22 protein-coding genes are annotated in these 25912 nt (G+C 51.8%); 11 read left to right on the forward strand and 11 right to left on the reverse strand.

Annotated features, from left to right (window positions below):
• The 4 genes from J1781_RS09250 to galU form a co-directional block, all read right to left on the reverse strand.
• A partial coding sequence (locus tag J1781_RS09250; RefSeq protein WP_217233467.1) for an NAD-dependent epimerase/dehydratase family protein occupies positions 1-807 on the reverse strand: 807 nt, incomplete at its 3' end.
• A gap of 405 nt (positions 808-1212) precedes the next feature.
• Complete coding sequence (gene rfbA / locus J1781_RS09255; protein WP_129952677.1) at positions 1213-2082, reverse strand: glucose-1-phosphate thymidylyltransferase RfbA; 870 nt, start codon at positions 2080-2082, stop codon at positions 1213-1215.
• 20 nt (positions 2083-2102) lie between these two features.
• Entirely contained in the window at positions 2103-3170 is a 1068-nt protein-coding gene (gene rfbB, locus J1781_RS09260) for a dTDP-glucose 4,6-dehydratase (protein ID WP_217233486.1), read from the reverse strand.
• A 473-nt stretch (positions 3171-3643) separates the two neighbouring features.
• Complete coding sequence (gene galU, locus J1781_RS09265) at positions 3644-4531, reverse strand: UTP--glucose-1-phosphate uridylyltransferase GalU (protein ID WP_129952676.1); 888 nt, start codon at positions 4529-4531, stop codon at positions 3644-3646.
• Between the two features lie 462 nt (positions 4532-4993).
• Here galU and J1781_RS09270 point away from each other — a divergent pair, with 462 nt between their 5' ends.
• Positions 4994-6583, forward strand: a complete 1590-nt coding sequence (locus J1781_RS09270) for a TerC family protein (protein WP_217233468.1) — start codon at positions 4994-4996, stop codon at positions 6581-6583.
• Positions 6584-6662: 79 nt separating this feature from the next.
• Here the strand turns inward: J1781_RS09270 and asmA are convergent, their stop codons facing one another.
• The 4 genes from asmA to apbC form a co-directional block, all read right to left on the reverse strand.
• Positions 6663-8513 carry an outer membrane assembly protein AsmA gene (asmA, locus tag J1781_RS09275; RefSeq protein WP_129952674.1) on the reverse strand — a complete coding sequence of 617 codons (1851 nt, stop codon included), beginning with the start codon at positions 8511-8513 and terminating at the stop codon, positions 6663-6665.
• Positions 8514-8556: 43 nt separating this feature from the next.
• The gene (gene dcd, locus J1781_RS09280) at positions 8557-9138 is read right to left on the reverse strand and encodes a dCTP deaminase (protein WP_120133513.1); all 582 of its coding nucleotides are present in this window, start codon (positions 9136-9138) and stop codon (positions 8557-8559) included.
• Positions 9139-9175: 37 nt separating this feature from the next.
• Positions 9176-9817 (reverse strand): uridine kinase, encoded by a 642-nt coding sequence (gene udk / locus J1781_RS09285; protein WP_013575064.1) that lies wholly within the window; start codon positions 9815-9817, stop codon positions 9176-9178.
• Between the two features lie 146 nt (positions 9818-9963).
• Entirely contained in the window at positions 9964-11076 is a 1113-nt protein-coding gene (gene apbC / locus J1781_RS09290) for an iron-sulfur cluster carrier protein ApbC (RefSeq protein ID WP_129952673.1), read from the reverse strand.
• A 109-nt stretch (positions 11077-11185) separates the two neighbouring features.
• Between apbC and metG the strand changes: the two genes are divergently transcribed.
• On the forward strand, positions 11186-13258 hold the full coding sequence (metG, locus tag J1781_RS09295; RefSeq protein WP_255466766.1) for a methionine--tRNA ligase: 2073 nt from the start codon (positions 11186-11188) through the stop codon (positions 13256-13258).
• A 42-nt stretch (positions 13259-13300) separates the two neighbouring features.
• Here metG and J1781_RS09300 read toward each other — a convergent pair whose 3' ends face one another.
• Complete coding sequence (locus tag J1781_RS09300; RefSeq protein WP_129952671.1) at positions 13301-13573, reverse strand: DUF1127 domain-containing protein; 273 nt, start codon at positions 13571-13573, stop codon at positions 13301-13303.
• Between the two features lie 168 nt (positions 13574-13741).
• Between J1781_RS09300 and J1781_RS09305 the strand changes: the two genes are divergently transcribed.
• The gene (locus tag J1781_RS09305) at positions 13742-15160 is read left to right on the forward strand and encodes an aminotransferase-like domain-containing protein (RefSeq protein WP_217233469.1); all 1419 of its coding nucleotides are present in this window, start codon (positions 13742-13744) and stop codon (positions 15158-15160) included.
• A gap of 24 nt (positions 15161-15184) precedes the next feature.
• A complete protein-coding gene (locus J1781_RS09310; protein WP_129952669.1) occupies positions 15185-16075 on the forward strand; it encodes a LysR substrate-binding domain-containing protein in 891 nt (296 codons plus the stop codon).
• Between the two features lie 60 nt (positions 16076-16135).
• Here J1781_RS09310 and J1781_RS09315 read toward each other — a convergent pair whose 3' ends face one another.
• On the reverse strand, positions 16136-16411 hold the full coding sequence (locus J1781_RS09315; protein ID WP_015696885.1) for a CBU_0592 family membrane protein: 276 nt from the start codon (positions 16409-16411) through the stop codon (positions 16136-16138).
• Positions 16412-16628: 217 nt separating this feature from the next.
• Between J1781_RS09315 and J1781_RS09320 the strand changes: the two genes are divergently transcribed.
• From J1781_RS09320 to J1781_RS09340, 5 genes are read left to right on the forward strand one after another with little or no spacing between them, the layout of a single operon-like run.
• A complete protein-coding gene (locus tag J1781_RS09320) occupies positions 16629-18212 on the forward strand; it encodes an ABC transporter substrate-binding protein (RefSeq protein WP_129952668.1) in 1584 nt (527 codons plus the stop codon).
• Positions 18212-19159 carry an ABC transporter permease gene (locus tag J1781_RS09325; RefSeq protein WP_129952794.1) on the forward strand — a complete coding sequence of 316 codons (948 nt, stop codon included), beginning with the start codon at positions 18212-18214 and terminating at the stop codon, positions 19157-19159. Before J1781_RS09320 ends, J1781_RS09325 begins: the two co-directional genes overlap by 1 nt.
• An 11-nt stretch (positions 19160-19170) precedes the next feature.
• Positions 19171-19998, forward strand: coding sequence for an ABC transporter permease (locus tag J1781_RS09330; protein ID WP_129952667.1), 828 nt, complete (start codon positions 19171-19173; stop codon positions 19996-19998).
• Positions 19995-21638, forward strand: a complete 1644-nt coding sequence (locus J1781_RS09335) for an ABC transporter ATP-binding protein (RefSeq protein WP_129952666.1) — start codon at positions 19995-19997, stop codon at positions 21636-21638. Before J1781_RS09330 ends, J1781_RS09335 begins: the two co-directional genes overlap by 4 nt.
• A complete protein-coding gene (locus J1781_RS09340) occupies positions 21635-23662 on the forward strand; it encodes a CocE/NonD family hydrolase (RefSeq protein ID WP_217233470.1) in 2028 nt (675 codons plus the stop codon). The genes J1781_RS09335 and J1781_RS09340 overlap by 4 nt, the downstream gene beginning before the upstream one ends.
• Positions 23663-23764: 102 nt before the next feature.
• On the opposite strand, the gene J1781_RS09345 is transcribed toward J1781_RS09340, so the two are convergent.
• Complete coding sequence (locus J1781_RS09345) at positions 23765-24211, reverse strand: winged helix-turn-helix transcriptional regulator (protein WP_217233471.1); 447 nt, start codon at positions 24209-24211, stop codon at positions 23765-23767.
• 112 nt (positions 24212-24323) lie between these two features.
• Between J1781_RS09345 and J1781_RS09350 the strand changes: the two genes are divergently transcribed.
• A complete protein-coding gene (locus tag J1781_RS09350; protein WP_129991882.1) occupies positions 24324-25118 on the forward strand; it encodes an SDR family NAD(P)-dependent oxidoreductase in 795 nt (264 codons plus the stop codon).
• A 92-nt stretch (positions 25119-25210) separates the two neighbouring features.
• On the forward strand, positions 25211-25900 hold the full coding sequence (locus tag J1781_RS09355) for a fumarylacetoacetate hydrolase family protein (protein WP_129952662.1): 690 nt from the start codon (positions 25211-25213) through the stop codon (positions 25898-25900).
• Positions 25901-25912: the final 12 nt, after the last annotated feature.

Raw genomic sequence — 25912 nt, forward strand, 5'->3', positions numbered from 1 at the left:
ATTATAAGGAACATCCCCTGACTTTCTCTCGTGATAATTTATTTCAATTTTATTTTTTGCTATTATCTGAGCATATTTCAGAATATCTTCAATACTTGTTCCTATACCGGAACCTACATTATAAATTTCATTCCAGTTTTGACAGTGCATCAACTTATCGACTACTTCGCAAAAATCATCTATATGGATATAATCTTTACACGTGCTGGTGTTCCCATAGATATCCATAGATTGACCAATAATGGCATTTCTTAATGCAACACCAATAATTCTCTCAATTTTCTGATATTTACCGTAAACATTTGCCGGGCGTAAGATAAGGAATTTAAATTCCGGATCCAGTCTTGAAGCGAACTCCAGGTAATGCTCACATGATTCTTTCATCCAGCCGTAGAAACTGACAGGGGATATATCATGCGTTTCTTTAATCGGGGCATCGGCTACGCCATAAATAGAACCACCCGAGGATATATAGATAAGTTTTTTAACAGCGTGCGTTTTCATAACGCTTATCAGGTCAATAAATGCAGAGAGATTAGTGGCTAATACCTCTTGTGATGATCCTAATTTGTCCATTGCTGTAAAACTTGTTAATGAATGTACAACCATATCTATTTTATAATCAGTAAATATTTCATTTAATATGGTTGTATTTTTGCAGTCACCACATATATTAATCAGATTTGGATGACTGATCTGTGATGGAGAACGGCTAAAGTTAATAACTTTAAAATCTCTCTCACAAAAGTATTCGCTCAAATTAGTACCAATAAAACCTGAGCCGCCTACAATTAAAATTGTTTTCATATATTACTCGTTTGAAATTTAGTTACTCAACTAATCAAATTTTATTGCTTATCAATTATCGCCTAATCATGCTTCGATCTAAAAAATATTCATATCTGCGAGTATGGTGATAAAAATGTCATCGTAGTTTCAGGGTAAAAATTTATACCCTTTACGCACGCTACCGCCCTTGGCTCAACAGCTACCAATGCACTGGACAATATTTTTTATTTTAACATTTACCTAAAAAATCATTCATTATGGTTTCTTATGTAAATGTTAAGCGACACTGCGGACTATATGAACAGCGTGGAGTGAAACTCTGTCTCAACTTGAATTTCAGTCCAAATTACTGGCAGTCTTTTTAAACAAAGAGTTAGGAGTTACGCTTAAATTGAGAATAACTCCTAATAAAAAACTGACGACTCAGTCCTCGATTAAAAGATTAGCAAGGTACTGACCATACGGGGTTTTACTCATGGATTTTGCTTGCGATTCAACCTGGTCTCGTGTTATCCATCCTTTCCGGTAGGCAATTTCTTCCAGACACGCAACTTTCAATCCCTGACGTTTTTCGATGGTATGGATGAACTGAGAAGCTTCGATCAGGCTATCGTGAGTCCCGGTATCTAACCATGCAAAGCCGCGACCGAGTAATTCCACTTTTAGTTTGCCGTTCTTCAGATACATCTCATTTAATGTGGTAATTTCCAGTTCGCCGCGTTCTGAAGGTTTGACCTGTTTAGCCATTTCAACGATATCGTTATCATAAAAATAAAGCCCGGTTACCGCCCATTGTGATTTAGGTTTAGCCGGTTTTTCTTCGATAGATAACGCATTGAAATCCTTATCAAATTGAACAACACCGAAACGCTCTGGATCTAAAACCTGATAACCAAAAACAGTTGCACCGCTTTCTCTTGCAGCAACATCTTCTAATTTCTTGCCGAAACCTTGTCCGAAATAGATATTATCACCTAATACCAATGCGCACCTTTCACCATCAATGAAATCCTCACCGATAATGAATGCCTGCGCCAAGCCGTCTGGTGAGGGCTGTTCTGCATATTCTAACTTGATGCCAAACTGAGAACCATCACCCAGTAATCGCTTAAATGAAGGCAGATCTTCCGGTGTGGAGATGAGCAAAATTTCATTAATGCCTGCCAGCATCAGTACGGATAACGGATAATAAATCATCGGCTTATCATAAACAGGCAGTAACTGTTTAGATACCCCTAGAGTGATTGGGTGAAGCCTTGTACCTGAACCACCAGCCAGAACAATACCTTTCATTAACTCACAACCTCTTCTATTTAGTCTTTCAAACCTAACCGCTCACCTGCATAAGATCCATCCTGAACACGTTTCCACCACGTTTCGTTTTCAAGATACCATTTCACTGTTTTCAAAATTCCACTTTCGAAAGTCTCAACAGGTTTCCAGCCAAGTTCACGTTCAATTTTACTGGCATCGATAGCATAACGCATGTCATGACCTGGGCGGTCTTTGACAAAGGTGATCAACTGCTTGAAATGAGTTATCCCTGCAGGCTTATTAGGTAACAAATGGTCAAGGATCTCGCAAATGGTCGTGACGACATCGATATTTTTGCGTTCATTGTGCCCGCCAATGTTATACGTCTCTCCAATAACACCTTGCGTAACAACCCGATAAAGCGCCCGTGCATGATCTTCGACATATAACCAGTCACGGATTTGAGCACCGTCACCGTAAACAGGAAGAGGTTTACCCGCGAGTGCATTAAGAATAACGAGCGGGATCAGTTTCTCAGGAAAATGAAATGGTCCGTAGTTATTTGAGCAATTTGTTACCAGGGTCGGGAGACCATAGGTTCGGTTCCATGCACGGACAAGATGATCACTTGCTGCTTTTGATGCTGAGTACGGGCTGCTTGGCGCATAGGCCGTGGTCTCTGTGAAAAGCTCATCCGTTCCATGCAGATCACCATAAACTTCATCGGTAGAAATATGATGAAACCGGAACAGACATTTCTTCTCATCATCTAATCCCGCCCAATAGTGTCGGGAGGCTTCTAAGAGAGTGTAAGTACCGATGATATTGGTATCAATGAAAGCTGAAGGCCCGTCAATTGAGCGATCGACATGGCTTTCTGCAGCCAGATGCATAACAGCATCTGGCTTAAACTCAGCAAAGATGTCATCAAGAGAAGAACGATCACAAATGTTCGTAAGAGAAAAACGGTAGCGAGGGTCATTTTCGACGAGCTTCAGGGACTCTAAATTGCCTGCATACGTCAGACTATCAACCACGAGCACATTGTCGTTTGTTTCAGAAATGATGTGACGTACTACCGCAGAACCGATGAAACCCGCGCCGCCAGTTATCAGTATATTCATTATAAAAGGTCTCACGTGATTAATTTTACACTTGCACCAGCAATTTTTGCATGACCAATCTGAAGGTCTTCGTGCTTTCACAATAGAATGTTAAATTTTATGGAAATCGTAATAAAGGCCAGGCTTCCACTAAACATTTAATACTGTGTAAATAGCCATAAGAGCCGACATTCAACTCCCTATAATATCATACGCTTTAGGGTATAAACCTCTAAGTTTAGCCTTCCGCCTGACTTACCCGAGCAATGACTCATTTTTTAATCAAAATTAATACCGCCCGTGATCTAAAAATCACCGTAAGGGCGACTTTATCTTTTGAAAATCCAACGTAACTTTGGTAATCAATTAATATAAGGGGTCAGATATGAGGACTACAGCGGATTAGTCTCACTTTCGTGCACTAAGACAGGTCTGGTAGCTTTCTCTTAACAAAAAAAAAAGCACCGAATTAATCGGTGCTTTTATAAGCCTGTTAACTATTTTTCGGTAAATTCTTTCAACCATGTGTTGAACGCTTCGCCCTGCGTGTTGTGGCGAATACCGTACTCAACAAACGCCTTCATATAACCGAGTTTATCACCACAGTCATGTGAACGACCGGTCATTGAGAAGGCTTCAACAGTATGTTTTTTCATCAGCATGGCGATAGCATCCGTCAGCTGGATTTCATTACCTGCACCGTACGGGGTAACTGCCAGCAGTGGCCAGATAGCTTCCGACAGCACATAGCGCCCCACCACCGCGAGGTTTGATGGCGCGTCTTTCAGATCAGGTTTTTCAACGATGGCCGTCATCGGCGCACTTTCGCCCGGCTCTACTTCTACGCCATTGCAGTTGACAATACCGTACTTGGAAACGTCTTTTTCCGGGACTTCTTCAACCATGACCTGGCTGTTACCTGTTTCCTGGAAACGGCGAAGCATCGCAGCAAGGTTGTCTTTACGCAGATCACTGGTGGAATCATCCATCAGCACGTCCGGCAGAATAACCGCGAAAGGAGAATTACCAATCAGAGGTTTTGCACACAAAACCGCGTGCCCGAGGCCTTTTGATTGCCCCTGACGTACGTTCATGATTGTCACGCCTTTAGGGCAGATAGACTGCACTTCTTCCAGAAGCTGACGTTTTACACGAGATTCAAGCATGCTTTCCAGTTCGAAAGAGGTATCGAAGTGGTTTTCGATCGCGTTTTTCGAAGAGTGCGTGACCAGAATGATTTCTTTGATGCCCGCCGCAGCACATTCATTAACGATGTACTGGATCAAAGGCTTATCGACGATAGGCAGCATTTCTTTTGGGATAGCTTTCGTCGCTGGCAACATACGTGTGCCCAGACCGGCAACAGGGATAACAGCTTTTAACATTGTAAAGGATACTCCTTGAAACCTATGGTATGTAAATTCAGTCAGTCAGCATCCAAACGCGTCAGGGATTTCTCTGAACTGAAATAGTTAAATTGATTTAAATTTCCAATCCGTTAATTCTTTCACAAGTATAGTCTCTGTTATTTGGTTTAGGGAGACCATACTCATGATTTTAGGACTCAAACACGATTATGTTAATTCGATTACAATACCAGTAAGCCGCACCAAACGGTAAGCTAAACACTTATTTTTAGGAATGTTGTACCTGTTCGGCGATTTAGTAATCATATCTTGCTGCTTTCCAAAACAGTCCTGCCGACTTTTTTCTCACCTCTTATTCTTCATCCCTCCTGATCCTTACAGACTGGCCTAGCTCCCTGTTTTAAATTTGAAATTTATGGCACTGACGCCCATTATTCAACGTGCGACAGCCGTCGTGTAACCAAAGGTGAAAAACGCAATATGGAATGGATCGCCGATCCCTCGATTTGGGCCGGGCTTGCAACCCTGGTAGTTCTCGAAATTGTCCTGGGGATAGACAATCTCATTTTCATTGCCATCCTGGCCGATAAACTTCCGCGTCATCAACGTGATAAAGCTCGCATTACGGGCCTTTTACTGGCGCTCATCATGCGGCTTCTGCTGCTGGCTTCAATATCCTGGTTATCTACACTGACCCGCCCTCTTCTCAGCGTGCTCGGACATCCTTTCAGCGCCCGCGATATGATTATGCTCGCGGGGGGTATATTCCTGTTGTTCAAGGCAACAATGGAGCTTAATGAGCGGCTCGAAGGCAAAGATGAGGAACAAAGCCATCAGCGACGTGGCGCTAAATTCTGGCCGGTCGTGGCTCAAATTGTGGTACTGGATGCGGTTTTTTCACTCGATTCGGTGATTACCGCCGTCGGAATGGTTGAACATCTGGCGGTCATGATGGCGGCGGTGTGTATTTCTATTGGCCTGATGCTGTTAGCCAGTAAGCCACTGACACGTTTCGTCAATGCGCACCCGACTATCGTCATCTTATGTCTCAGCTTCCTGCTGATGATCGGCTTCAGCCTGGTTGCCGAAGGTTTTGGCTATGTTATTCCGAAAGGCTATTTGTATGCCGCGATCGGTTTCTCCGTGATCATTGAAGGGCTGAACCAGCTCGCACAGTTTAACCGCAAACGCTTTTTATCCTCACGGCGTTCGCTGCGTGAACGTACCGCAGAAACCGTACTGCGCGTCTTGCGTGGTAAACATGAAGAAGCTGAACTTGATACACACTCTTCGAACATGATTGCTGACAGCGCTGATGATGAGGATGCGATTTTTAACCAGCAGGAACGTCACATGATTGAACGTGTGCTGGGGCTGGGTCAGCGCACCGTCAGCAGCGTGATGACCTCTCGTCATGATGTTGATAATCTTGAACTTAATGACCCGGTTGACGTGCTGACACTGCAAATCGCTGCTAACCAGCACACCCGTATGCTGGTTACCGAAGACAGTTCGACCGATGAACCGCTGGGCGTTGTACACGTGGTTGATCTGCTCAGGCAACAGTTACTGCAAAATGAACTGGATCTTAAGGCACTGATCCGCCAGCCCCTGATCTTCCCGGAGCAACTTTCTCTGCTGATGGCCCTCGAACAATTCCGCAAGGCAAAAACACATTTTGCTTTCGTCGTCGATGAATTCGGTTCTGTCGAAGGGATCGTGACCCTGACGGATGTGATGGAAACTATTGCCGGTAACCTGCCTGAGTCTGACGAAACGCCTGATGCACGACATGATATCCGGCAGCAGCAGGACGGAAGCTGGATAGCCAACGGCTACATGTCGCTTGACGATCTGGTGATGTATATCTCCCTGCCGGTGGATGAAAAAAGGGAATATCACACGCTGGCTGGCTTGCTGATGGAATATACCCAAAGCATCCCGCAGGTGGGCGCACAGATACACATTAATGGCTATCTGTTTGAACCTTTAGAAGTCAGTAGTCACCGCATTCTAAAAGTAAAGATTACGCCGCCTGAAACCGCCTCGGAAGACGATTATGAAGTCTGAAAACCCTACCCTATAAAAAACGGGGTGCCGGCACAGGCACCCCGTTTTTTTATACTCAGAATACGCTTAGAGGAAGAGATTATTTGTTTAATAATTTCTCAACATCGCCTTTTTCTTTACTGTCCTTGCGTTTATCGGCCCAGTTTTGAATGGCGCTGCGAGCGCTTTGTTCAAGCGTACGCCTCAGTATCTGATCCACCTGTAACTGATATCCCATCTGAGCCCAGGGTCCGTAAACCCGCAACGGGATATCTGTCGTTTTCAGGGTATTGATCAAATTGCTGTCACCTTTCCAGCCACCGGTAACACGAATCAGCAAGTTCATATCCACCTTTTGATTCGACATATCGATTGTTCCGTCACCTTTCCCGGACACCATGGGCGACTGGCCTTCAAGGTTACTCAGGGTCAGTGTCCCTCCGGCCAGATGTCCCTGTGCTTTCAGCGTATCGATCTGGCTATAGTGTTCATACTTTTCCAGCCCCTGAACATTACTGGTATTACGGCTGACGGCCTGTTGGATAAGCTGCTGAATATTAAGGCCGTTCAGACGCGCATTATCCATGGAAAGTTGCCCGTCGCCTTGCCAGCGGCGTGCGAAATCGGCGGCCGATAGCCCCTCTCCGCTCACATCGCCCTGCATCGAGAAGCTGCCGGTCAGGACTTTCGGTAACCCGTAAGCCGCCAGAAAATCGCCCAGTTCAATGCTATTCACATCCGGTGTCAGATGAACATGAATTTTATTCCCGGTGACATCCACAGTGCCAGGCAGAGAAAAGTGCCCGGCCCCCATGTTGCCGCTTAATGCTGGCAAAGAAATCTTGCCCTGCTGATTGACCGCATTCAGTGCAAGGTTCTGGATTTTCATCCCGCGATAGGTGAGATCCGCCACCTTCAGCGCCAGCGTGGCATTGAAGGTTTGCAAATTATTCAGTCCGTTGGGTTGTTCATCCACATCACGGGCAATAACGGGGGCGGAGGTAACAGACTGCGCCGTTTGCGATGCGGGCTCATCAGTCTTAGGCTGCCAGCCTGTCAGTGCATCAAGATCAAGTTTATTGGCGTTTAAATTCAGTTGGTAATCCGCCCGTTCACCCAGCTTCGCGGTGGCCGTACCGGAAATCTGATTATCATTGGCGGTCAGTGCCAGCTGATTCAGCGTCACCAAATTATTATCCCGCTGGTAGCTGGCCTGCATCGAGCCGTTTCCCTGAAGACCTTTCACCGGAATATCGGCACCGCTGAGCTGATAAGTGAATTTGCTGATGTTGGCAGAGACAGCCTGCGGATAGTGCTGCATATCCAGTTCAGCCTTCATCGTGAAAGACAGATCGCGCTGATCGCGGTTTATGCGGCTTGAAAGCTGGATGGTAGCCTGACGGTTGTCATTCTTTTCCATTTCCAGATTGATATCGCGCACGTTGATCTGCTCGTCATCACCACGCTGCCAGATGAGTAAACTGTCAGCCACACTGATTTTATCGAGATCAAATTTCCAGCCTGCTTCCAGTTCAGAGGCCGCTGGGGCAACAGGCGTTGGCGTAGAAGGTGCCACCGGCGCATCAGGTTGATTTTCTTCCGTTTCCGGTGTTAAACGAATAACAGCGTTTTTCAGCAGAACCTGCTTCACCGCAAGCTGATGAGAAAGAAGAGGCCAGAGTTTGACATCCAGCCGCATATTTTCCGCACTGACCACCGGGACTTTAGCACCCGGTGCGGTCACTGATGTCTGACCGGCAATGATGCTAAGCTGCGGCCAGACATGCCACCGCAGTGAACCGTTGATGGCCAGCTGATAGCCGCTTTTCATCTCGACCCTTTCCACCATGTACTGGCGGAAATCGTTCGGGTTAATCAGGAATACCAGCGAAGTCATGCCGGCAATGATAACCACCAGTAAGATCACCAGTGTTGTCAGTAGTCTTCTCATGCCTTCCTCACGTTTTTATCCGTAAAACGGATGAAAAACAGAATCAGTCTTTATCAATACGACTGGCAATAGCGCTTTGCTGGTCGCGGTATTTCGCGTCCTGACGACTATTGTACGGCCTTGCAGCAGAACCCGATAACGGCTCAAAACTCAGCGCGCCAATCAACATTCCCGGGCGAAGCGCCAGCGGGAGCTTACCTGAATTATAGAACTCCAGAACGATACGTCCCTTCCAGCCCGGATCAATACGGTGTGCGGTTACGTGCACCATCAGCCCGAGACGCGCCAGTGAGGAGCGTCCGTCCAGCCAGCCCACCAGATCGTCAGGAATAGTGACCGACTCATAGGTCACTGCCAGCGCCAGTTCCCCCGGATGCAGGAAGAATGCTTCACCTTCCGGCAACACAATTTCATCACTCATCACTTTATCGAGCGCAGCACTGACTTCGTCTTTCGGGCCACTCAGATCGATATAACCCGCGTTATGCCCGAGGAAAACGCGAAATCCGTTTCCCAGACGCACATCTACCGTTGCACCATTAATCCGTTCAACCGGCGGACGGGGTGAAATGCCTAATTTGCCGCTGTCCAGCCAGGCTTCTATATCTCGGTCGCAAAGTCTCATCGTATCTCCGGTGTGGTGTTAACGGATTGTTCCGCGATTAATTGAAGAACTGGCTGATTTTAGCCTTGAGGATATCAATCGCAATCCGGTTTTTGCCGCCGCGCGGTACAATGATGTCTGCGTATTGTTTTGAAGGCTCGATAAATTGCAGGAACATTGGACGTACCGTTTTCTGATACTGCGCCATCACGGAATCCATTGAACGACCACGTTCGTTGACGTCACGTTTCATGCGGCGCATCAGGCATATATCCAGCGGGGTGTCGACGAAGATGGAGAAATTCATTTCGTCACGTAAACGCGCGTCGGTCAGGAGCAGGATCCCTTCCAGAATAATCACTTTCTTCGGTTTAAGAGTGACGGTCTCTGGCAGACGGGTATGCTCAATGAAGCTGTAGCTCGGTAATTCAATTGCCTGACCAGACTTCATAGCCTGTAAATGCTGGAACAGTAAATTGTGGTCCATCGCACTTGGATGGTCGTAGTTGGTTTTGACCCGCTCTTCCATGGTCATGTGACTCTGGTCTTTATAGTAGCAATCTTCCGGGATGACCCCGATATGCTCATCACCGACCTGATCACGAAGTTCACGGTATAACGTACTGGCGATGAGGCTTTTTCCCGAAGCAGATGCGCCAGCGATACCCACGATGACACACTGATGGAATTTGTCAGACATAAAATTAAAGACCTGATTTGGAAGTTGGAAGGCAAGCACAGACATATGCTTTGAACGCGCCAATTATAAGTACAACACACTGCCCGATGCCAGCGTTAAGGCGGTGTAATCGCTGACATCAGGCAATAATTCGCAGAGTTGGGGGATTAAACGGCTCTGAAGGCAATTTCTGTCGGGATGGCGTCGCCTTTCCAGAACAGTTGTGACGCAATTTTTGCCGCCAGTTCGCGGTAAATCACTGTGAATTCGCTTTCCGGATTAGAAACCACTGTCGGCTCGCCACGATCTAAATCCTCACGCAGTGAAATATGCAGCGGCAATTGCGCCAGCAATTCGCAGCGGTATTTCTCGGCCAGACGTTGCGCGCCACCGGTACCGAAAATCGGTTCGTGGTGCCCGCAGTTGCTGCACACATGCATGCTCATGTTCTCGACAATTCCCAGCACCGGCACATGGACTTTCTCAAACATCACGATGCCCTTCATCGCATCAAGCAGCGCAATATCCTGCGGCGTCGTGACCACTAAGGCGGCGGTCACCGGAATATTTTGCGACAGCGTAAGCTGAATATCACCGGTACCCGGTGGCAGGTCGATGACCAGATAATCCAGATCTGGCCACAGCGTATCCTGCAGCATCTGCATCAGCGCTTTGCTGGCCATCGGCCCGCGCCACACCATGGCGTTTTCATCTGTCACCAGATAGCCAATCGAGTTGGTCGCCAGGCCGTGCGCCATAATCGGCGACATGTGCACGCCATCCGGCGAGGTCGGGCGTTCTTCTTCAGTACCCAGCATATTCGGGACAGAAGGCCCATAAATATCCGCATCCAGAATACCGACTTTGGCACCTTCCGCCGCCAGCGCCAGCGCCAGGTTAACCGCCGTGGTAGACTTCCCTACCCCGCCTTTGCCTGAACTGACTGCCAGAATATTGCGAACACCCTTGATACCCGGCTGTTCGTTTGCCCGTTTGATGGTGGCAATGTCGTGGCGCAGATTCCACTGAATCGCAGACGCCCCCGTCACCCGCAACAATTCGCTGCTGGTTTCTTCCTTTAACGCATCAAAACCGCTGTTCCAGGCGAACGGCAGGGTCAGATCAATATGTAAAACTTCATCCATTAACACGCAGTGATGCAACGCTTTCATCGCGGGCAAATCTTTTTGCAGTGTGGAATGGCGGAAGGTGGCCAGTACGCCGGTCACGAGTGCGCGCAGCCCTGCGGGTGTGGTCTGCTGTGGGGATTGAGATGTCATCCCGGCTCCTTGAAAGGGGTTATCAGACGAGGTATCTGCCTTAAGCATAACAGAACACACGCAAGGAGATCCCCCCGTTTGTTTACGCGGGGCGGCGCTTTCGGTTAACATCAATGCCCCTGATTTCAACTACAGAAAGCAAGCTCTTACTATGGCTCAAGTCGCGAAAAAAATTTTGGTAACCTGTGCACTTCCGTACGCCAACGGATCCATCCATCTCGGTCACATGCTCGAGCACATCCAGGCTGACGTCTGGGTTCGTTACCAGCGAATGCGCGGCAATGAAGTGCATTTCATCTGTGCGGACGATGCACACGGCACTCCGATCATGCTGAAAGCACAGCAACTCGGGATCAGGCCGGAAGAGATGATTGCCGAAATGAGCCAGGAGCATCAGAAAGATTTCGCCGGCTTCGGCATCAGTTACGACAACTATCACTCCACCCACAGTGATGAAAACCGTGTGCTGTCAGAGCTGATTTACGGTCGTCTGAAAGAAAACGGTTTTATCAAGAATCGCACTATTTCTCAGTTGTACGATCCGGAGAAAGGCATGTTCCTGCCTGACCGTTTCGTTAAAGGTACCTGCCCGAAATGTAAATCGCCTGACCAGTATGGCGATAACTGCGAGGTATGTGGCGCCACCTACAGCCCGACTGAACTGATCGAGCCGAAATCTGTGGTGTCGGGCGCGACGCCGGTGCTGCGTGATTCCGAACATTACTTCTTTGATTTGCCTGAGTTCAGCGCGATGTTGCAAGCCTGGACCCGTTCCGGCGCACTGCAGGAACAAGTGGCGAACAAAATGCAGGAATGGTTTGAACATGGTTTGCAGCAATGGGATATCTCCCGCGATGCCCCGTATTTCGGTTTTGAAATTCCGGATGCCCCGGGCAAATATTTCTACGTCTGGCTGGACGCGCCCATCGGCTATATGGGCTCATTCAAAAACCTGTGTGACCGCCGCAGCGATCTGAATTTCGACGAGTTCTGGAAAAAAGACTCCACGACCGAACTGTACCATTTCATCGGTAAAGACATCGTTTACTTCCACAGCCTGTTCTGGCCGGCAATGCTGGAAGGCAGCGGTTTCCGCAAGCCGACTAATCTGTTCGTGCACGGCTATGTCACCGTCAACGGTGCGAAAATGTCCAAGTCCCGTGGCACGTTCATCAAAGCCAGCACGTATCTTAACCATCTGGATGCAGACTGCCTGCGTTACTACTACGCGGCAAAACTGTCTTCACGCATCGACGATATTGACCTGAATCTGGAAGATTTCGTGCAGCGTGTTAACGCCGATATCGTCAATAAAGTCGTCAATCTGGCGTCACGTAATGCCGGTTTTATTGCCAAACGTTTTGACGGCAAACTGGCTGATAAGCTGGCCGATGAAGCGTTGTACAAAACCTTCACCGATGCCGCGGAAAGCATCGCTCAGGCTTACGACAGCCGTGAGTCAGGTCGCGCCATCCGTGAAATCATGGCACTTGCTGATCTGGCCAACCGTTATGTCGACGAACAGGCTCCGTGGGTGGTGGCGAAACAGGAAGGCCGTGATGCCGACCTGCAGGCCATCTGCTCAATGGGAATTAACCTGTTCCGTGTACTGATGACCTATCTGAAACCGGTTCTGCCTGCATTGTCAGAGCGCACAGAAGCTTTCCTGAATACCCGCCTTGACTGGGACGCGATTGCCCAGCCGCTGCTGTCGCATCAGGTGAATCCGTTCAAAGCGCTGTTCAGCCGTATCGAGATGGATAAAGTGACCGCGATGGTTGATGCCTCAAAAGAGGATATCGCTGCAGCCAAAACTCCGGCAACCGGACCGCTGGCCGATGACCCGATTCAGGAAACCATCACGTTTGATGATTTTGCCAAAGTGGATATGCGTATCGCGCTGATCGTAAGCGCTGATTTCGTCGAAGGTTCAGACAAACTGCTGCGTCTGAAGCTGGATCTGGGCGGCGAAACGCGTCAGATTTTCTCCGGTATCCGTTCTGCCTATCCTGATCCGAAAGCACTGGAAGGTCGTCTGACCATCATGGTCGCGAACCTCGCACCGCGTAAAATGCGCTTCGGCATCTCTGAAGGGATGGTGATGGCGGCGGGCCCTGGCGGAAAAGACATCTTCCTGCTCAGCCCGGATTCCGGCGCACAGCCGGGTATGCAGGTGAAGTAAAACTCATGACCGCTCCTCCCCTTCGCAGGGGAGGGCGCAAAATCACTTCGGCCAGTTCGGCCAGATGGCTTTAGGATATTCTTTGTCAATATCCGATTTCGCCAGACCAATATCCTTCAGCTGATCCGCGTTCAGTGAATGCAAAATCTTGCGGCTGACGCGCCGCTCATTCCAGTCGTGCACGACGGCAAATAACTGTTTTACCCATCCGGCTTTTTTCTGCGGCATCTGTACTGCCCGCTCAGGTGTTGCGATCTCTGCACAGACACGCGTGTCACATCCGGCAAACTGCCGATCTTCAATGATTTTTTTCATATTCTGCTCCCGTTGACGACCTGACATCAGGATCTAACAAACGGTGAAAACATTACAGATTCAGTTTTTTTGTATTTCGACCATACAGATCTGGATCTGATGACAGATTAAGCGTTAGATTGTGTCCATCTGTACTGCTTTCTTTGCGCAGGCGTTGAGGAAAAGAAAATGAACCGTTACGAAAATCTGGCAAATGTCTTGAGTGACCGTATTGAACAGGGCCTGTATCCGGCGGGGATCCGCCTGCCTTCGGTGCGGGTGTTAAGCAGCGAACATGGCGTCAGCGTCAGTACGGTTCAGCAGGCCTACCGGGTGCTGGAAGAAAAACAGCTGGTGGAAGCGCGGCCCAAATCCGGCTACTTCGTGAAAGATGCGCGTCTGCAGGCAGCATTGCCGGCGATTTGCCGCCCGACACAACGTCCTGTGGATATTTCCCAGTGGGATCAGGTACTTGAATTGATCACTTCGCCGCATCGTCCCGGTGTGGTTCAACTCGGGCGGGGCTCGCCGGACGTCACGGCAGCCACGCTCAGGCCACTCAGCCGTCTGATGGGCCGGGCCGGACAGCATCAGAATCTCAATGCATTTCATTACGACAGCATTTACGGCTCGGAAGAATTGCGCGAACAAATCGCCCGCCTGATGATTGACAGCGGCAGCCACATGGATGCCAGCAATATTCTGATCACCACCGGTTGCCATGAAGCCCTGTCTATCGCTATCCGTTCGGTCTGCGAACAAGGTGATATTGTGGCGGTGGATTCGCCGAGTTTTCACGGAGCCATGCAAACCCTGAAAGGTTTCGGCATGAAAGCGCTGGAAATCCCGACTGACCCGGTGACTGGCATCAGCCTCGAAGCGCTGGAAATGGCACTCGAGCAGTGGCCGGTCAAGGCCATACAACTGACACCAAACTGCAATAATCCGCTCGGTTACAACATGCCAGATGACCGGAAAAAAAGTCTGCTGCGACTGGCACAACGCTACGATATCGCCATTATCGAAGATGATGTTTATGGTGAACTGGCGTATCAGTATCCGCGCCCTGCTACCATCACTTCTTTCGATGAAGATGGCCGCGTATTGCTGTGCAGCTCGTTTTCAAAAACGCTGGCGCCCGGTTTACGGGTCGGCTGGATCGCGCCGGGTCGCTACCATGACCGCGCATTGCACATGAAATACATCACTACCGGCGCGTCGGCGACGCTGCCACAAATCGCAATCGCCGATTTCATCAGACAGGGACATTACCTGCAGCATATGCGCCGGATGCGTAATCAGTACCAGCGCAATCTGTGCATCATGACCGACTGGGTGATGAAATATTTTCCGTGTGGTACGCGTGTCAGCCGTCCGCAGGGCGGTTTTTTGTTGTGGATTGAACTCGATGAACGCGTGGATACACAGCGCCTGAACCGGCTGCTCGAAGAACATCTCGTGCAAATTGCCATCGGTTCGATATTCTCTGCTTCAGGCAAATACCGTAATTGCCTGCGCATCAACTATGCCCAGCCCCTGACTGCAAAAACTGAACGCGCCATCCAGCAGGTCGGTCTGACGATTTCGCTGATGCTGGAAAACAGCTAAACGCCCATGCGGGGAGACTTTACCGTGCAGATAGAACCGTTACCGCCACTGAACACGCTGGTGGCTTTTGAATGCGTGGCGCGTTATTGCAGTTTTTCCCGGGCAGCCGATGAGCTGAATCTTACTCAAAGTGCCATCAGCCGCCAGATCATCCAGCTGGAGGAAATGCTCGGATGTAAACTTTTCCAGCGCGCTCAGCGTAAAACGACCCTGACGCCACGCGGTGAAACCTATGCGCATCAGGTGCGTAAATTACTGGGCGATATTTCGCAATCCACGGCGGAAGTCATGGGCTGGAATGGTTTGCCGCAGGTCACACTGGCCTGTACCAGCGCCATGAGCGGCCTGTGGTTGTCGTCCCGCCTGTCGTTATTGCGCCAGCTTTTGCCCGATTTGCAAATCCGCATGAAAATTTCCGACAGCTTTTCAGACCTTAAGTCATCAGAATTTGATCTGGCTATCTTCTATCTGCGTGAGCCGCCGCCCGGATACCACGTTCAGGCGTTGTTTGACGAAGTATGTTATCCGATGTGCTCACCGCAATTTCTGGCTCGTCTTCCGCCGGAGGCCAGCGCCGCCGATCTTCTGGAACAAACCCTGCTGATTCAGGATGATCCACAGCGTGAATGGACAGGCTGGCGCGACTGGTTTGCCTCACAGGGTGTCAGCTTCGTGACGCCGCGCAGAACGTGGCGCGCCAATAATTATCCGTTCCTGGTGCAATCGGCAGTGCTGGGCGACGGGATATTGCTCGGCTGGGAAGGACTGGTGCAGGATTATATCAATAACGGCCAGCTTGTCGCCGCGCATCCCGGCAAACTGGCGGCGGCAGGAAAATGCTACATGCTGACGCCGCAGGATCGGTTCCTCAAACCCATGGTACACAAAGTTATTAACTGGCTGAAACAGCCTTAAATAGTTTGCTTCCTCCCCTGCGAAGGGGAGATGGAGATTAATAAGAATCTTATATGTTAATTATATATCCGTCGGCGGGATTTTATTCCTTTCAAGGTATCTGCGTTTTCTCGCCGAATTCATGCCAATTAATGTAAATAATAGCCAGCATGACTGTGAAATACAGGATGCAAGGTTAAAATCATGACTTAATGAATACAGACCAAACACACCGCCGATTATATTAAGATAGGCGTAACTGTTAGCATCAACCGCTAGCCTGCGCATTTGAACCAGCGCATAAGCCAGAAGATAGCAAAACACGCCAATTAAGCCGACAACCGTATGCAGTTCCACCGGTCACTTCCCTTTCCAGACGTTGGTAGATCAGAAAAATAAAGCTTTTCAGGGTGTTCTGCCGCGCATTTTTCGCATACCCTCATGATAAATTCTCATGCAAGTTCAACAGGGGGTTTTGATATAAATCATCAAGGCAAACCATTGCGCCCATTGATCCACCCGGGATATTTCACCTGCACCTAAAAAATTCCAGCACGTACTATGGAGAAAATTAATGAAAGATAATAATTCCCCTTTGACGAAATTAATGCAGGATGCACAACTTAGCCGTCGCGGCTTTATTACCAGCGCTTCCGCTGTGGGTATTACGAGTGCCATGGGCTTTTCACCGTTCTCTGCTTTTGCTGCTGAACCGAAAAAAGGCGGCATATTAAAATTGGGTATGTCAGGGGGAAATACCAGTGATACGCTGGACCCGACATTATTTAGCGACTGGGTCCCGCTAAATCAGGCATATATGCTGATGAACGGCCTGATTGAAATTGACGAAAATAACAAAGCCACACCTGAATTATTCTCCGCGTGGGAGGCCAAACCCGGTGCTGCTGAATGGGTGTTTACCCTGCGCGAGGGCGTGACTTTCCATAACGGTAAGACGCTGGATGCCGATGACATTCTTTACTCCATCAACCTGCATCGCGGCGACAAATCCAAAAGCGCGATCAAGTCCCAGCTGGCCCCGATTACCGGTCTGACTAAACAGGGCGATAAGCAGATCCTGATCACGCTTGAAAGCGGCAACGCCGACCTGCCCTATCTGCTGGCGGATTACCATCTGGTGGTGGTACCGGCAGGCTTCACCGACTGGTCTCACCCGATTGGCACCGGCGGTTTTATCTTTGATCAGTACGAACCGGGTGTACGATCGCTGTTTAAACGCAACCCGAATTACTGGAAACCGGATCGCGCCTTTGTCGATGCCGTGGAAGTGCTGGTCATCAACGACCCGACCGCCCGCACCAACGCCCTGATTTCCGGTCAGGTTCACGCCATTAACCGCGTTGATTTCAAAACCGTCGACTTCCTTAAACGCAGCCCGGCACTGAACATTATTCGTTCTTCCGGCGGCCAGCATTTCACCTTCCTGATGGACTGCAGCGTTGCGCCGTATAACAACAACGATGTGCGCATGGCAATTAAACACGGCATAGACCGTCAGAAAATCCTCGACACCGTGCTGCGTGGCTACGGCTCGCTGGGCAATGACCACCCGATCCCTAAGACCGATCGCTTCTTCAATCACAGTCTGGAACAGCGCGTTTACGATCCGGACAAATCGAAGTTCTATCTGAAAAAAGCCGGTCTGACGGATCTTAAAATCGAACTGTCCTCCTCTGACGCCGCTTTTGCCGGTGCGCTCGACGCCGCGGCTCTGTTCCAGGGGCAGGCACAGAAAGGCGGTATTCAGGTCAACATTAAACGCCAGCCCGCCGACAGCTACTGGGACGATGTATGGATGAAAGCACCGTTCAGCATGGGTTACTGGGGCGGGCGTCCGACCGCTGACCAGATGTTCTCCACCGCCTATCAGTCGACGGCGAAATGGAATGACACCCACTGGAAAGATGAGAAGTTTGACGCCTTGCTGTTGCAGGCCCGTTCACTGCTCGATGAGGGCAAACGGGCCGAAATTTATGGCGAGCTGCAAAGTATCGTGCGCGATAACGGTGGCGCGATGATCCCGCTGTTCGGCGATTATCTTGATGCGGCCAGCAAAAAAGTCGGCGGTATCAAACCCCACCCGATGTTCAACTTCATGGGTGGTCGTCTGGCCGAGCGCGTCTGGCTGGAGGCATGATGAAGAAAAGGATTTTACAGCGGATCCTGTCAGGCATTGTCACGCTGTGGCTGGTTTCTGTGCTGATTTTTATCGGCACGGAAATGCTGCCCGGCGACGTCGCGACGGCCATTTTAGGCCAGAGTGCCACGCCTGAAACCGTGGCCGCGTTGCGTCTGCAACTCGGGCTGGATGAGCCGTCAGTGCTACGTTATCTGCACTGGCTGGCGGGCATTATGCATGGTGACTTAGGACAGTCGCTGGCGAACGGGCGTGCCATCAGCGATGAATTACTGCCACGTCTGGCAAACACCCTGTTCCTTGCCGGATATGCGGCGGTGATCGCGATACCGCTTGCCGTCGGTTTAGGCATCGCATCCGCCATCTGGCGCGGTTCCGTTTTTGACCGGCTGGCGAATACCCTGACGCTAATCAGTATTTCGGTTCCGGAATTTTTTGTCGGCTACATTCTGGTCATCGCTTTCGCTATCCGGCTGACATGGTTCCCGAGTCTGGCAATGGTGGACAGCAGTTCCTCGTTCATCGACCGTCTTTACGTCTGTACGCTGCCGATGGTTACCCTGACGCTGGTCGTGCTGGCGCATATGCTGCGCATGACGCGTGCATCAGTCACCGCAGTGATGGCCAGCCCGTACATTGAAAGCGCGGTGCTGAAAGGCATTCCGCGATGGCGGATTGTAGTATCTCACGCCCTGCCCAACGCCCTTGCGCCAATCATTAATGTCGTCGCGTTCAATCTGGCGTATCTGGTGGTGGGTGTCATCCTGGTGGAAGTGGTGTTTGTCTATCCGGGCATCGGGCAATACATGGTGGATGCGGTCACCAAACGCGACCTGCCGGTGGTTCAGGCCTGCGGCCTGCTGTTTGGCGGCACCTATATTTTTCTCAACACCACCGCCGATTTACTGGCGATCTGGTGCAATCCACGCCTGCGCCATGCGCGCTGAAGAGGGAACGCATGAACCGATATTTCATTAACATCCCGCTGTCGGCCTGGATTGGTATTGTGATCATTGCGGTGAACCTGCTGGCCGCTATTTTTGCGCCATGGCTCGCGCCGCACAGTGAAACTGAACAGGTCGGTGACATTTGGTTGCTGCCCTCCGCCGCCACGCCATTTGGCACCGACAGTCTCGGTCGCGACATGCTGTCACGCATCCTGTTTGGTGCCCGCACCACCATTGCTATCGCGCTGACTATCACCTTCAGTTCTTTCATCATCGGCATCGTCACCGGCTTTACGGCGGCGATTTACGGTAAATGGGTGGATATGGTGCTGTCGCGCATCGTCGATACCGTGATGTCGATTCCGGTGCTGATTTTTGCGCTGATCGTATTGTCCGTGATGGGCACCTCTGTTCCCGTGCTGGTGCTGACCATCGCACTGCTTGATGCCACCCGTGTGTTTCGTCTGGCACGGCTGGTAGCGCAGGCAATTGTCTGTCAGGAATATGTTGAAGCGGCGCGTTTGCGTGGCGAGGGGCTGCGCTGGGTGCTGTTCCGGGAAATCCTGCCTAACGCCCTGCCGCCGCTGCTGGCGGAGTTTGGCATGCGCTTCTGCTTTACCTTCCTGTTTATCGCGGGCTTAAGCTTCTTAGGGCTGGGCATTCAGCCGCCGTATGCCGACTGGGGCAGCATGGTGCGTGACAATGCTCAGGCGATTAACTTTGGTCAGTTCGCCCCGCTATATCCGGCGGCAGCGATTGCCTTGCTGACGATTGGCGTCAATCTGGTGGTCGACTGGCTGCTGGCACGTAACAGCCTGCCGCATGGAGACGAAGCATGACACGCACGATTTTAGAAATGCGCGGCCTGCGCATCGAGACCCTCGACGGTTCGCCGCTGGTGCAGGATATCTGTCTGAAACTGGCAGCCGGTGAAGTGCTCGGCCTGATTGGCGAATCCGGCGCAGGGAAATCGACCATCGGACTGGCGGCGCTCGGCTATGCACGTCAGGGTTGCCGGATTGCCGGTGGCGAAGTCTTGCTGGACGGCACGGATATCGTTTCTCAGCCTTCGCATATCAAACGTCAATGGCGCGGCAAGCGCGTGGCGTATGTGGCGCAAAGCGCAGCAGCCTCGTTTAATCCGGCGCTGACCATCGAAAAACAGGTCTGCGAAGGCCCGATCCGCCACGGTCTGATGAGCCAGGAAGAGAGCCGCCAGTGGGCGATTTCGCTGTTCCGCTCGCTGGATTTACCGGACCCTGAAAACATTGGCAAACGTTACCCGCATCAGTTGTCCGGTGGCCAGCTTCAGCGTGCAATGGCCGCCATGGCCATGTCCTGTAAGCCTGATTTACTGATTATGGATGAGCCTACCACCGCGCTGGACGTCACCACGCAGATTGAAGTGCTGGTGATGCTGCGCAAACTGGTGCGCGAGTTCAACACGGCGGCGCTGTATATCACGCACGACCTGGCCGTTGTCGCCCAGCTTGCTGACCGGATTATGGTGCTGCGGCACGGTAAAGAAGTGGAAACTGGCAGCACGCAGACCATTCTGGAAAATCCGCAGCAGGAATATACCCGCAGACTGGTGGCGGAACGCGAACACGCCCTGACACCACTGACCGGCGGCCATGAAACCGCCGGTCAGCCGTTGCTGACGATGCGCAAACTGAGCACCGGCTACAACGGTAAGCAGGTAGTGCATGACGTCAGCCTGCAACTGCCGCGCGGCAAAACGCTGGCGATTATCGGCGAATCCGGCAGCGGAAAAAGTACGCTGGCACGGGCGCTGGTGGGTTTACTGACGGATACCGAAGGCTCGGTGGATTTCGACGGCATTTCGCTTTCACATCATTTCCATCAGCGCGATAAAGAAACGCTGCGCCGCATGCAGATGATTTATCAGTTGCCTGACGTGGCGCTGAATCCGCGCCAGACACTGCTGGATATCATCGGCCGCCCGCTGACATTCTATTTCGGCATGAACAAAAAGCAGGTACGTGAGCGTGTGGAAGAATTACTGCGACTCACCGAACTGCCGGTCAAACTGATCGACCGTCGCCCCGGCGAGCTTTCCGGCGGGCAAAAACAGCGCGTCTGCATCGCCCGTGCGCTGGCTGCGCAGCCGGAACTGATTATCTGTGATGAGGCGACGTCAGCGCTAGATCCGCTGGTGGCGGAAGAAGTGCTGAATCTGTTGCGCCGCTTACAGGAACAACTCGGGCTGTCGTACCTGTTTATCACCCATGATTTAGGTACGGTGAAACGTATCGCCCATCAGGTGGCCGTGATGTATCAGGGTCAGGTGGTCGCCAGCGGCGATACTGACGTGGTCTTCAGCGCGCCCATGCACAGCTATACCGAAAAACTGCTGACCTCCGTACCGGAAATGCGCACCAGCTGGCTGGATGACGTTCTCGTCCAGCGTGGCACGGCGCTACCTGCGGCAGCGATTTCCCCGACAGGAGTCTTATGAACACCAAACGCATCGTGACTGAATTCCCGCACGCCGTCACCGTGACTGAACATCTGTGGATCCCGCTCCGTGATGGCACGCGTCTCGCTGCGCGCCTGTGGCTGCCGGACGACGCTGAACAGCAGCCGGTTCCTGCGATCCTCGAATACATCCCTTACCGCAAACGCGACGGGACCCGCACCCGCGACGAACCGATGCACGGTTTCTTCGCCGGCAACGGCTACGCCGTGGTGCGGGTGGATATGCGTGGCAGCGGCGAATCCGACGGATTGCTGGCCGATGAATACCTGCTTCAGGAGCAGGACGACGCACTGGAAGTCATTGAGTGGATCACCGCACAACGCTGGTGCAGCGGCAATGTGGGCATGATGGGCAAATCCTGGGGGGGCTTTAACGGTCTGCAGGTCGCTGCCCGCCGCCCTGCCGCCCTGAAAGCCATCATCACTGTCTGCTCCACAGACGACCGTTACCGCGACGATATTCACTACAAAGGCGGCTGTCTGCTCAACGACAATCTCTGGTGGGGCGGCATTATGCTGGCGTATCAGAGCCGCCCGTCGGATCCGGCGCTGGTCGGTGAAAGCTGGTACAAAGACTGGCTGAACCGTCTGGAAAATATGCCGTTCTTCCCGGCATTATGGATGGAACATCCGCTGCGCGATGAATACTGGCAGCACGGTTCCGTATGCGAAGACTGGCCGGCGATCCAGTGTCCGGTCATGGCCATCGGCGGCTGGGCCGACGCCTACAGCAATGCGGTGTTCCGCCTGATGGATAATCTGAAAGTGCCGCGCCGCGCCATTCTCGGCCCGTGGGCACATATTTATCCGCAGGACGGCACACCGGAGCCGGCGATTGGTTTCTTACAGGAAGCCGTGCGCTGGTGGGATCACTGGCTGAAAGGTGAAGACAATGGCGCGATGGAAGGCCCGATGATCCAAACCTGGTTGCAGGACAGTCAGCCGCCATCGGCGATGCGTCCGGTCAGCCGTGGCGAATGGGTGGGATTTGATCGCGGCACCGCCAGCAATATCAGTCACAGCCCGCGATGGCTGACACGCGGCCAGCTCAATACCCAACCGGACGTTGATGCCGGGGTGCTCAATATCTGTTCGCCGCAAAATCATGGGCTGATGGCCGGTGAATGGATGGGCGCAGGCGTGCCCGGCGAAATGCCGCCGGATCAGCGTGTCGATGACGGCATGGCGGAAATCTTCGACGGCGAACCGCTGGCTGAACCGCTGACCATTTTCGGCTTCCCGGAATTTACCGTCGAACTGAGCAGCGATAAACCGGCCGCCATGTTGTATGTCCGGCTTTCTGACGTCGCGCCGGACGGTTCGGTAAACCGTGTCACGCACGGGTGGCTGAATTTGTCGCATCTGCACGGCCATGACCAATCTGTGCCTCTTATTCCCGGCCAGAAAGTCAAAGTGCCGGTACAACTGGACGGTATCGCACACCGTTTTGCCACCGGCCACCGGATGCGGCTCTCGCTGGCCACCACCTTCTGGCCGATGATCTGGCCGATGCCTGAAGCCGCGACGCTGACGTTAGATTTGCACAGCGCGCAACTCAGCCTGCCGGTGTGCGGGCAACCGGTGTCAGTTGATGGCCCGATCAGGGAACCACAAAGCGCACCGCTGACGCCGCAAACTGTACTGTCCCCCGGCCGCGTTGACCGTAACATCACTTACGATTTCCTCACGGACAGCTGGACCAGCGTCACGCATGGCGTGGGGGGCGTATTCGGCGAAGGCGTTTACCGCTTTGATGATATCGACACCACCGTCGACCACAGTCTGCGTCGTGAACTGACGGTCAGTAACAGCGATCCGCTTTCCGCCCGTTATCTGCTCACACAGACCATGAAAATGGGACGTGAAGGCTGGTGGATGGAGGCGGAAATTACGCTTGAACTGCGCAGCGACCTGACGCATTTCATCGTCAGCGGTGATATGGTCGTCAGCCTCAATGGTGAGGAAGAGTTTACGAAATACTGGCATGAGAGGATTGCGCGGTAAACTTGCTCCTCCCTTTCTCAGGCGCGGGAGCCGATCGCGTCATTGCGGGTTTCGCTTTTAGCTCCTCCCCTTCACAGGGGAGGAGCTGATCGAATTCAAATTTTAAATCTCAGGAATAATCGCCGTAATATCCCGGCTCTCAAGTACCCGCCCGTCCTGCGCATGGATTTCCAGCTTACGCAGCGGCTGGCGGTTTTCGATATCCACCAGTTGCGTACAGGCTTCGCCTTCTTCAAACAAATATTCACTTCCCCACTGCCCCAGCGCGACCAGCACCGGTTGCAGCGCCCGCCCTTTTTCGGTCAGTACGTAATCCTGATACACCGAGCCGTCGGCAGCGGGTTCAATCTTTAAAATGCCTTCTGCCACCAGCGCCTTAAGCCGGGTGCTGAGAATGTTTTTCGCCGCCCCCAGACTGCGCTGGAATTCGCTGAATCGCGAGATGCCGTACATCGCGTCGCGGACAATCAGCAATGTCCACCAGTCGCCGATTAAATCCAGCGCACGGCCAGCCGGACAAGGCGTGTTTTCCAGACGGGTTCGTTTCATGGCACTTCCTGCTTAATGCATTTAAGAAAATCTGGTTGCATTATAAAACCACTAGTGCTAAAAATCATCTGGTTTTATTATTAAACCAATTACTCAACACCGAGGTTATACCATGTCAGATACAACTCGCTCTCAGCCCCTGGCCTTAATCACCGGCGCATCCACCGGCATTGGCGCAACCTATGCCGATCGCCTGGCGAAACGTGGTTACGATTTAATCCTCGTTGCCCGTGACGTTCAACGCCTGAACGCGCTGTCGGACCGCCTGCAACAGGAAACCGGCGTCAGCGTCACTGTGCTGCCTGCCGATTTAACCCGCAGCGAAGATTTAACCCGCGTTGAGGAATTTATCCGCGCTACACCGCAGATTTCCCTGCTGGTGAATAATGCCGGCGCTTCGCTGAAAGCCGGTTTTGAAAACAGCGACGCCAATGCCATCGAAAATCTGATCGCCCTGAACGTTACCTCCGTCGCACGTCTTTCCCGCGTGGCCTTCGACGGCCTGATCAGCCACAAAGACGGGGCAATTATCAATATTGCATCTGTCATGGCGCTGGCACCGGAATTACAGTCTGCGGTGTATTCCGCCACCAAAGCCTTTGTACTGACCTTCAGCCAGACGCTGCAATTTGAAATGGCCGGACGCGGTCTGTACGTTCAGGCGGTGCTGCCTGCCGCAACGCGTACAGAAATCTGGGAACGTTCTGGCAAAAATATCGATGAAGTCCCGGGCGTGATGGAAGTGGGTGAACTGGTGGATGCCGCCTTACTGGGCTTTGACCGCAAAGAAAAAATCACCATTCCACCACTACAGGACGAAAAACAGTGGAACGATTTTGATGCCCTGCGCGGTGCGATGGTGCCAAACTTCCTGCAGGCTCATGCCGCACCGCGTTACAAAGCCTGACAGTGAGACATTGACCAGTAACATAAATTTACTGGTCAATGTGGATTCGCTTTGCAAATATGTTAATTCGATAACTTTGTGAAGTGAATGCGATGACTGAATATGTAATTGCTGCACCTGAAGTTCCGTCTCTCGCCGTCGAAGGCCAGAGCGCCCGTTTCCCGTTGCGCCGCGTGTATTGCGTTGGGCGCAACTATTCCGAGCACGCCCGCGAAATGGGCCATGATCCTGATCGCGAACCCCCTTTCTTCTTTGGCAAACCGGCTGATGCCGTGGTTCCCGCCAGCGGCAATGTGCCCTATCCGACCCTGACCGAAGACCTGCACTATGAAGTGGAGCTGGTCGTCGCGATGGCAAAAGGCGGTAAAAATATTGCCGCTGAAGACGCACTGTCACACGTCTGGGGTTACACCGTGGGTGTGGATTTGACCCGTCGCGATATTCAGGCACAGGCCAAGAAACTGGGGCGTCCGTGGGATTTCGCCAAAGGGTTTGATGCTTCCGCACCGGCGAATCCGCTGCTGCCGGTGAGTGAGACAGGTCATCCGGCGGCCGGTAAAATCTGGCTCGACGTGAACGGTGAGAAACGTCAGCGCGGTGATTTGAGCGACCAGATCTGGCAGGTGGCGGACGTTATCAGCTATCTGTCTCAGGCGGTGGAACTCAAACCTGGTGATCTGATCTATACCGGTACACCAGCCGGTGTGGGACCGGTCGTGCGCGGTGACGTGATCACCGGCGGCATCGAAGGTCTGAGTGATTTCAGCTTCACTATCGTGTAATACCTGCGGGAC

It is taken from the genome of Rahnella perminowiae (assembly GCF_019049695.1).
GTDB lineage: Bacteria > Pseudomonadota > Gammaproteobacteria > Enterobacterales > Enterobacteriaceae > Rahnella > Rahnella perminowiae.

What these genes read in the sequence shown, in the direction of transcription:
- rfbA (WP_129952677.1), bottom strand. Translation starts at nt 2,082, where the DNA reads ATGAAAGGTATTGTTCTGGCTGGTGGTTCAGGTACAAGGCTTCACCCA.
- galU (WP_129952676.1), bottom strand. Translation starts at nt 4,531, where the DNA reads ATGTTAAAAGCTGTTATCCCTGTTGCCGGTCTGGGCACACGTATGTTG.
- J1781_RS09270 (WP_217233468.1), top strand. Translation starts at nt 4,994, where the DNA reads ATGGAATGGATCGCCGATCCCTCGATTTGGGCCGGGCTTGCAACCCTG.
- asmA (WP_129952674.1), bottom strand. Translation starts at nt 8,513, where the DNA reads ATGAGAAGACTACTGACAACACTGGTGATCTTACTGGTGGTTATCATT.
- dcd (WP_120133513.1), bottom strand. Translation starts at nt 9,138, where the DNA reads ATGAGACTTTGCGACCGAGATATAGAAGCCTGGCTGGACAGCGGCAAA.
- udk (WP_013575064.1), bottom strand. Translation starts at nt 9,817, where the DNA reads ATGTCTGACAAATTCCATCAGTGTGTCATCGTGGGTATCGCTGGCGCA.
- apbC (WP_129952673.1), bottom strand. Translation starts at nt 11,076, where the DNA reads ATGACATCTCAATCCCCACAGCAGACCACACCCGCAGGGCTGCGCGCA.
- J1781_RS09300 (WP_129952671.1), bottom strand. Translation starts at nt 13,573, where the DNA reads ATGAAAAAAATCATTGAAGATCGGCAGTTTGCCGGATGTGACACGCGT.
- J1781_RS09305 (WP_217233469.1), top strand. Translation starts at nt 13,742, where the DNA reads ATGAACCGTTACGAAAATCTGGCAAATGTCTTGAGTGACCGTATTGAA.
- J1781_RS09320 (WP_129952668.1), top strand. Translation starts at nt 16,629, where the DNA reads ATGAAAGATAATAATTCCCCTTTGACGAAATTAATGCAGGATGCACAA.
- J1781_RS09325 (WP_129952794.1), top strand. Translation starts at nt 18,212, where the DNA reads ATGAAGAAAAGGATTTTACAGCGGATCCTGTCAGGCATTGTCACGCTG.
- J1781_RS09330 (WP_129952667.1), top strand. Translation starts at nt 19,171, where the DNA reads ATGAACCGATATTTCATTAACATCCCGCTGTCGGCCTGGATTGGTATT.
- J1781_RS09335 (WP_129952666.1), top strand. Translation starts at nt 19,995, where the DNA reads ATGACACGCACGATTTTAGAAATGCGCGGCCTGCGCATCGAGACCCTC.
- J1781_RS09340 (WP_217233470.1), top strand. Translation starts at nt 21,635, where the DNA reads ATGAACACCAAACGCATCGTGACTGAATTCCCGCACGCCGTCACCGTG.
- J1781_RS09345 (WP_217233471.1), bottom strand. Translation starts at nt 24,211, where the DNA reads ATGAAACGAACCCGTCTGGAAAACACGCCTTGTCCGGCTGGCCGTGCG.
- J1781_RS09350 (WP_129991882.1), top strand. Translation starts at nt 24,324, where the DNA reads ATGTCAGATACAACTCGCTCTCAGCCCCTGGCCTTAATCACCGGCGCA.
- J1781_RS09355 (WP_129952662.1), top strand. Translation starts at nt 25,211, where the DNA reads ATGACTGAATATGTAATTGCTGCACCTGAAGTTCCGTCTCTCGCCGTC.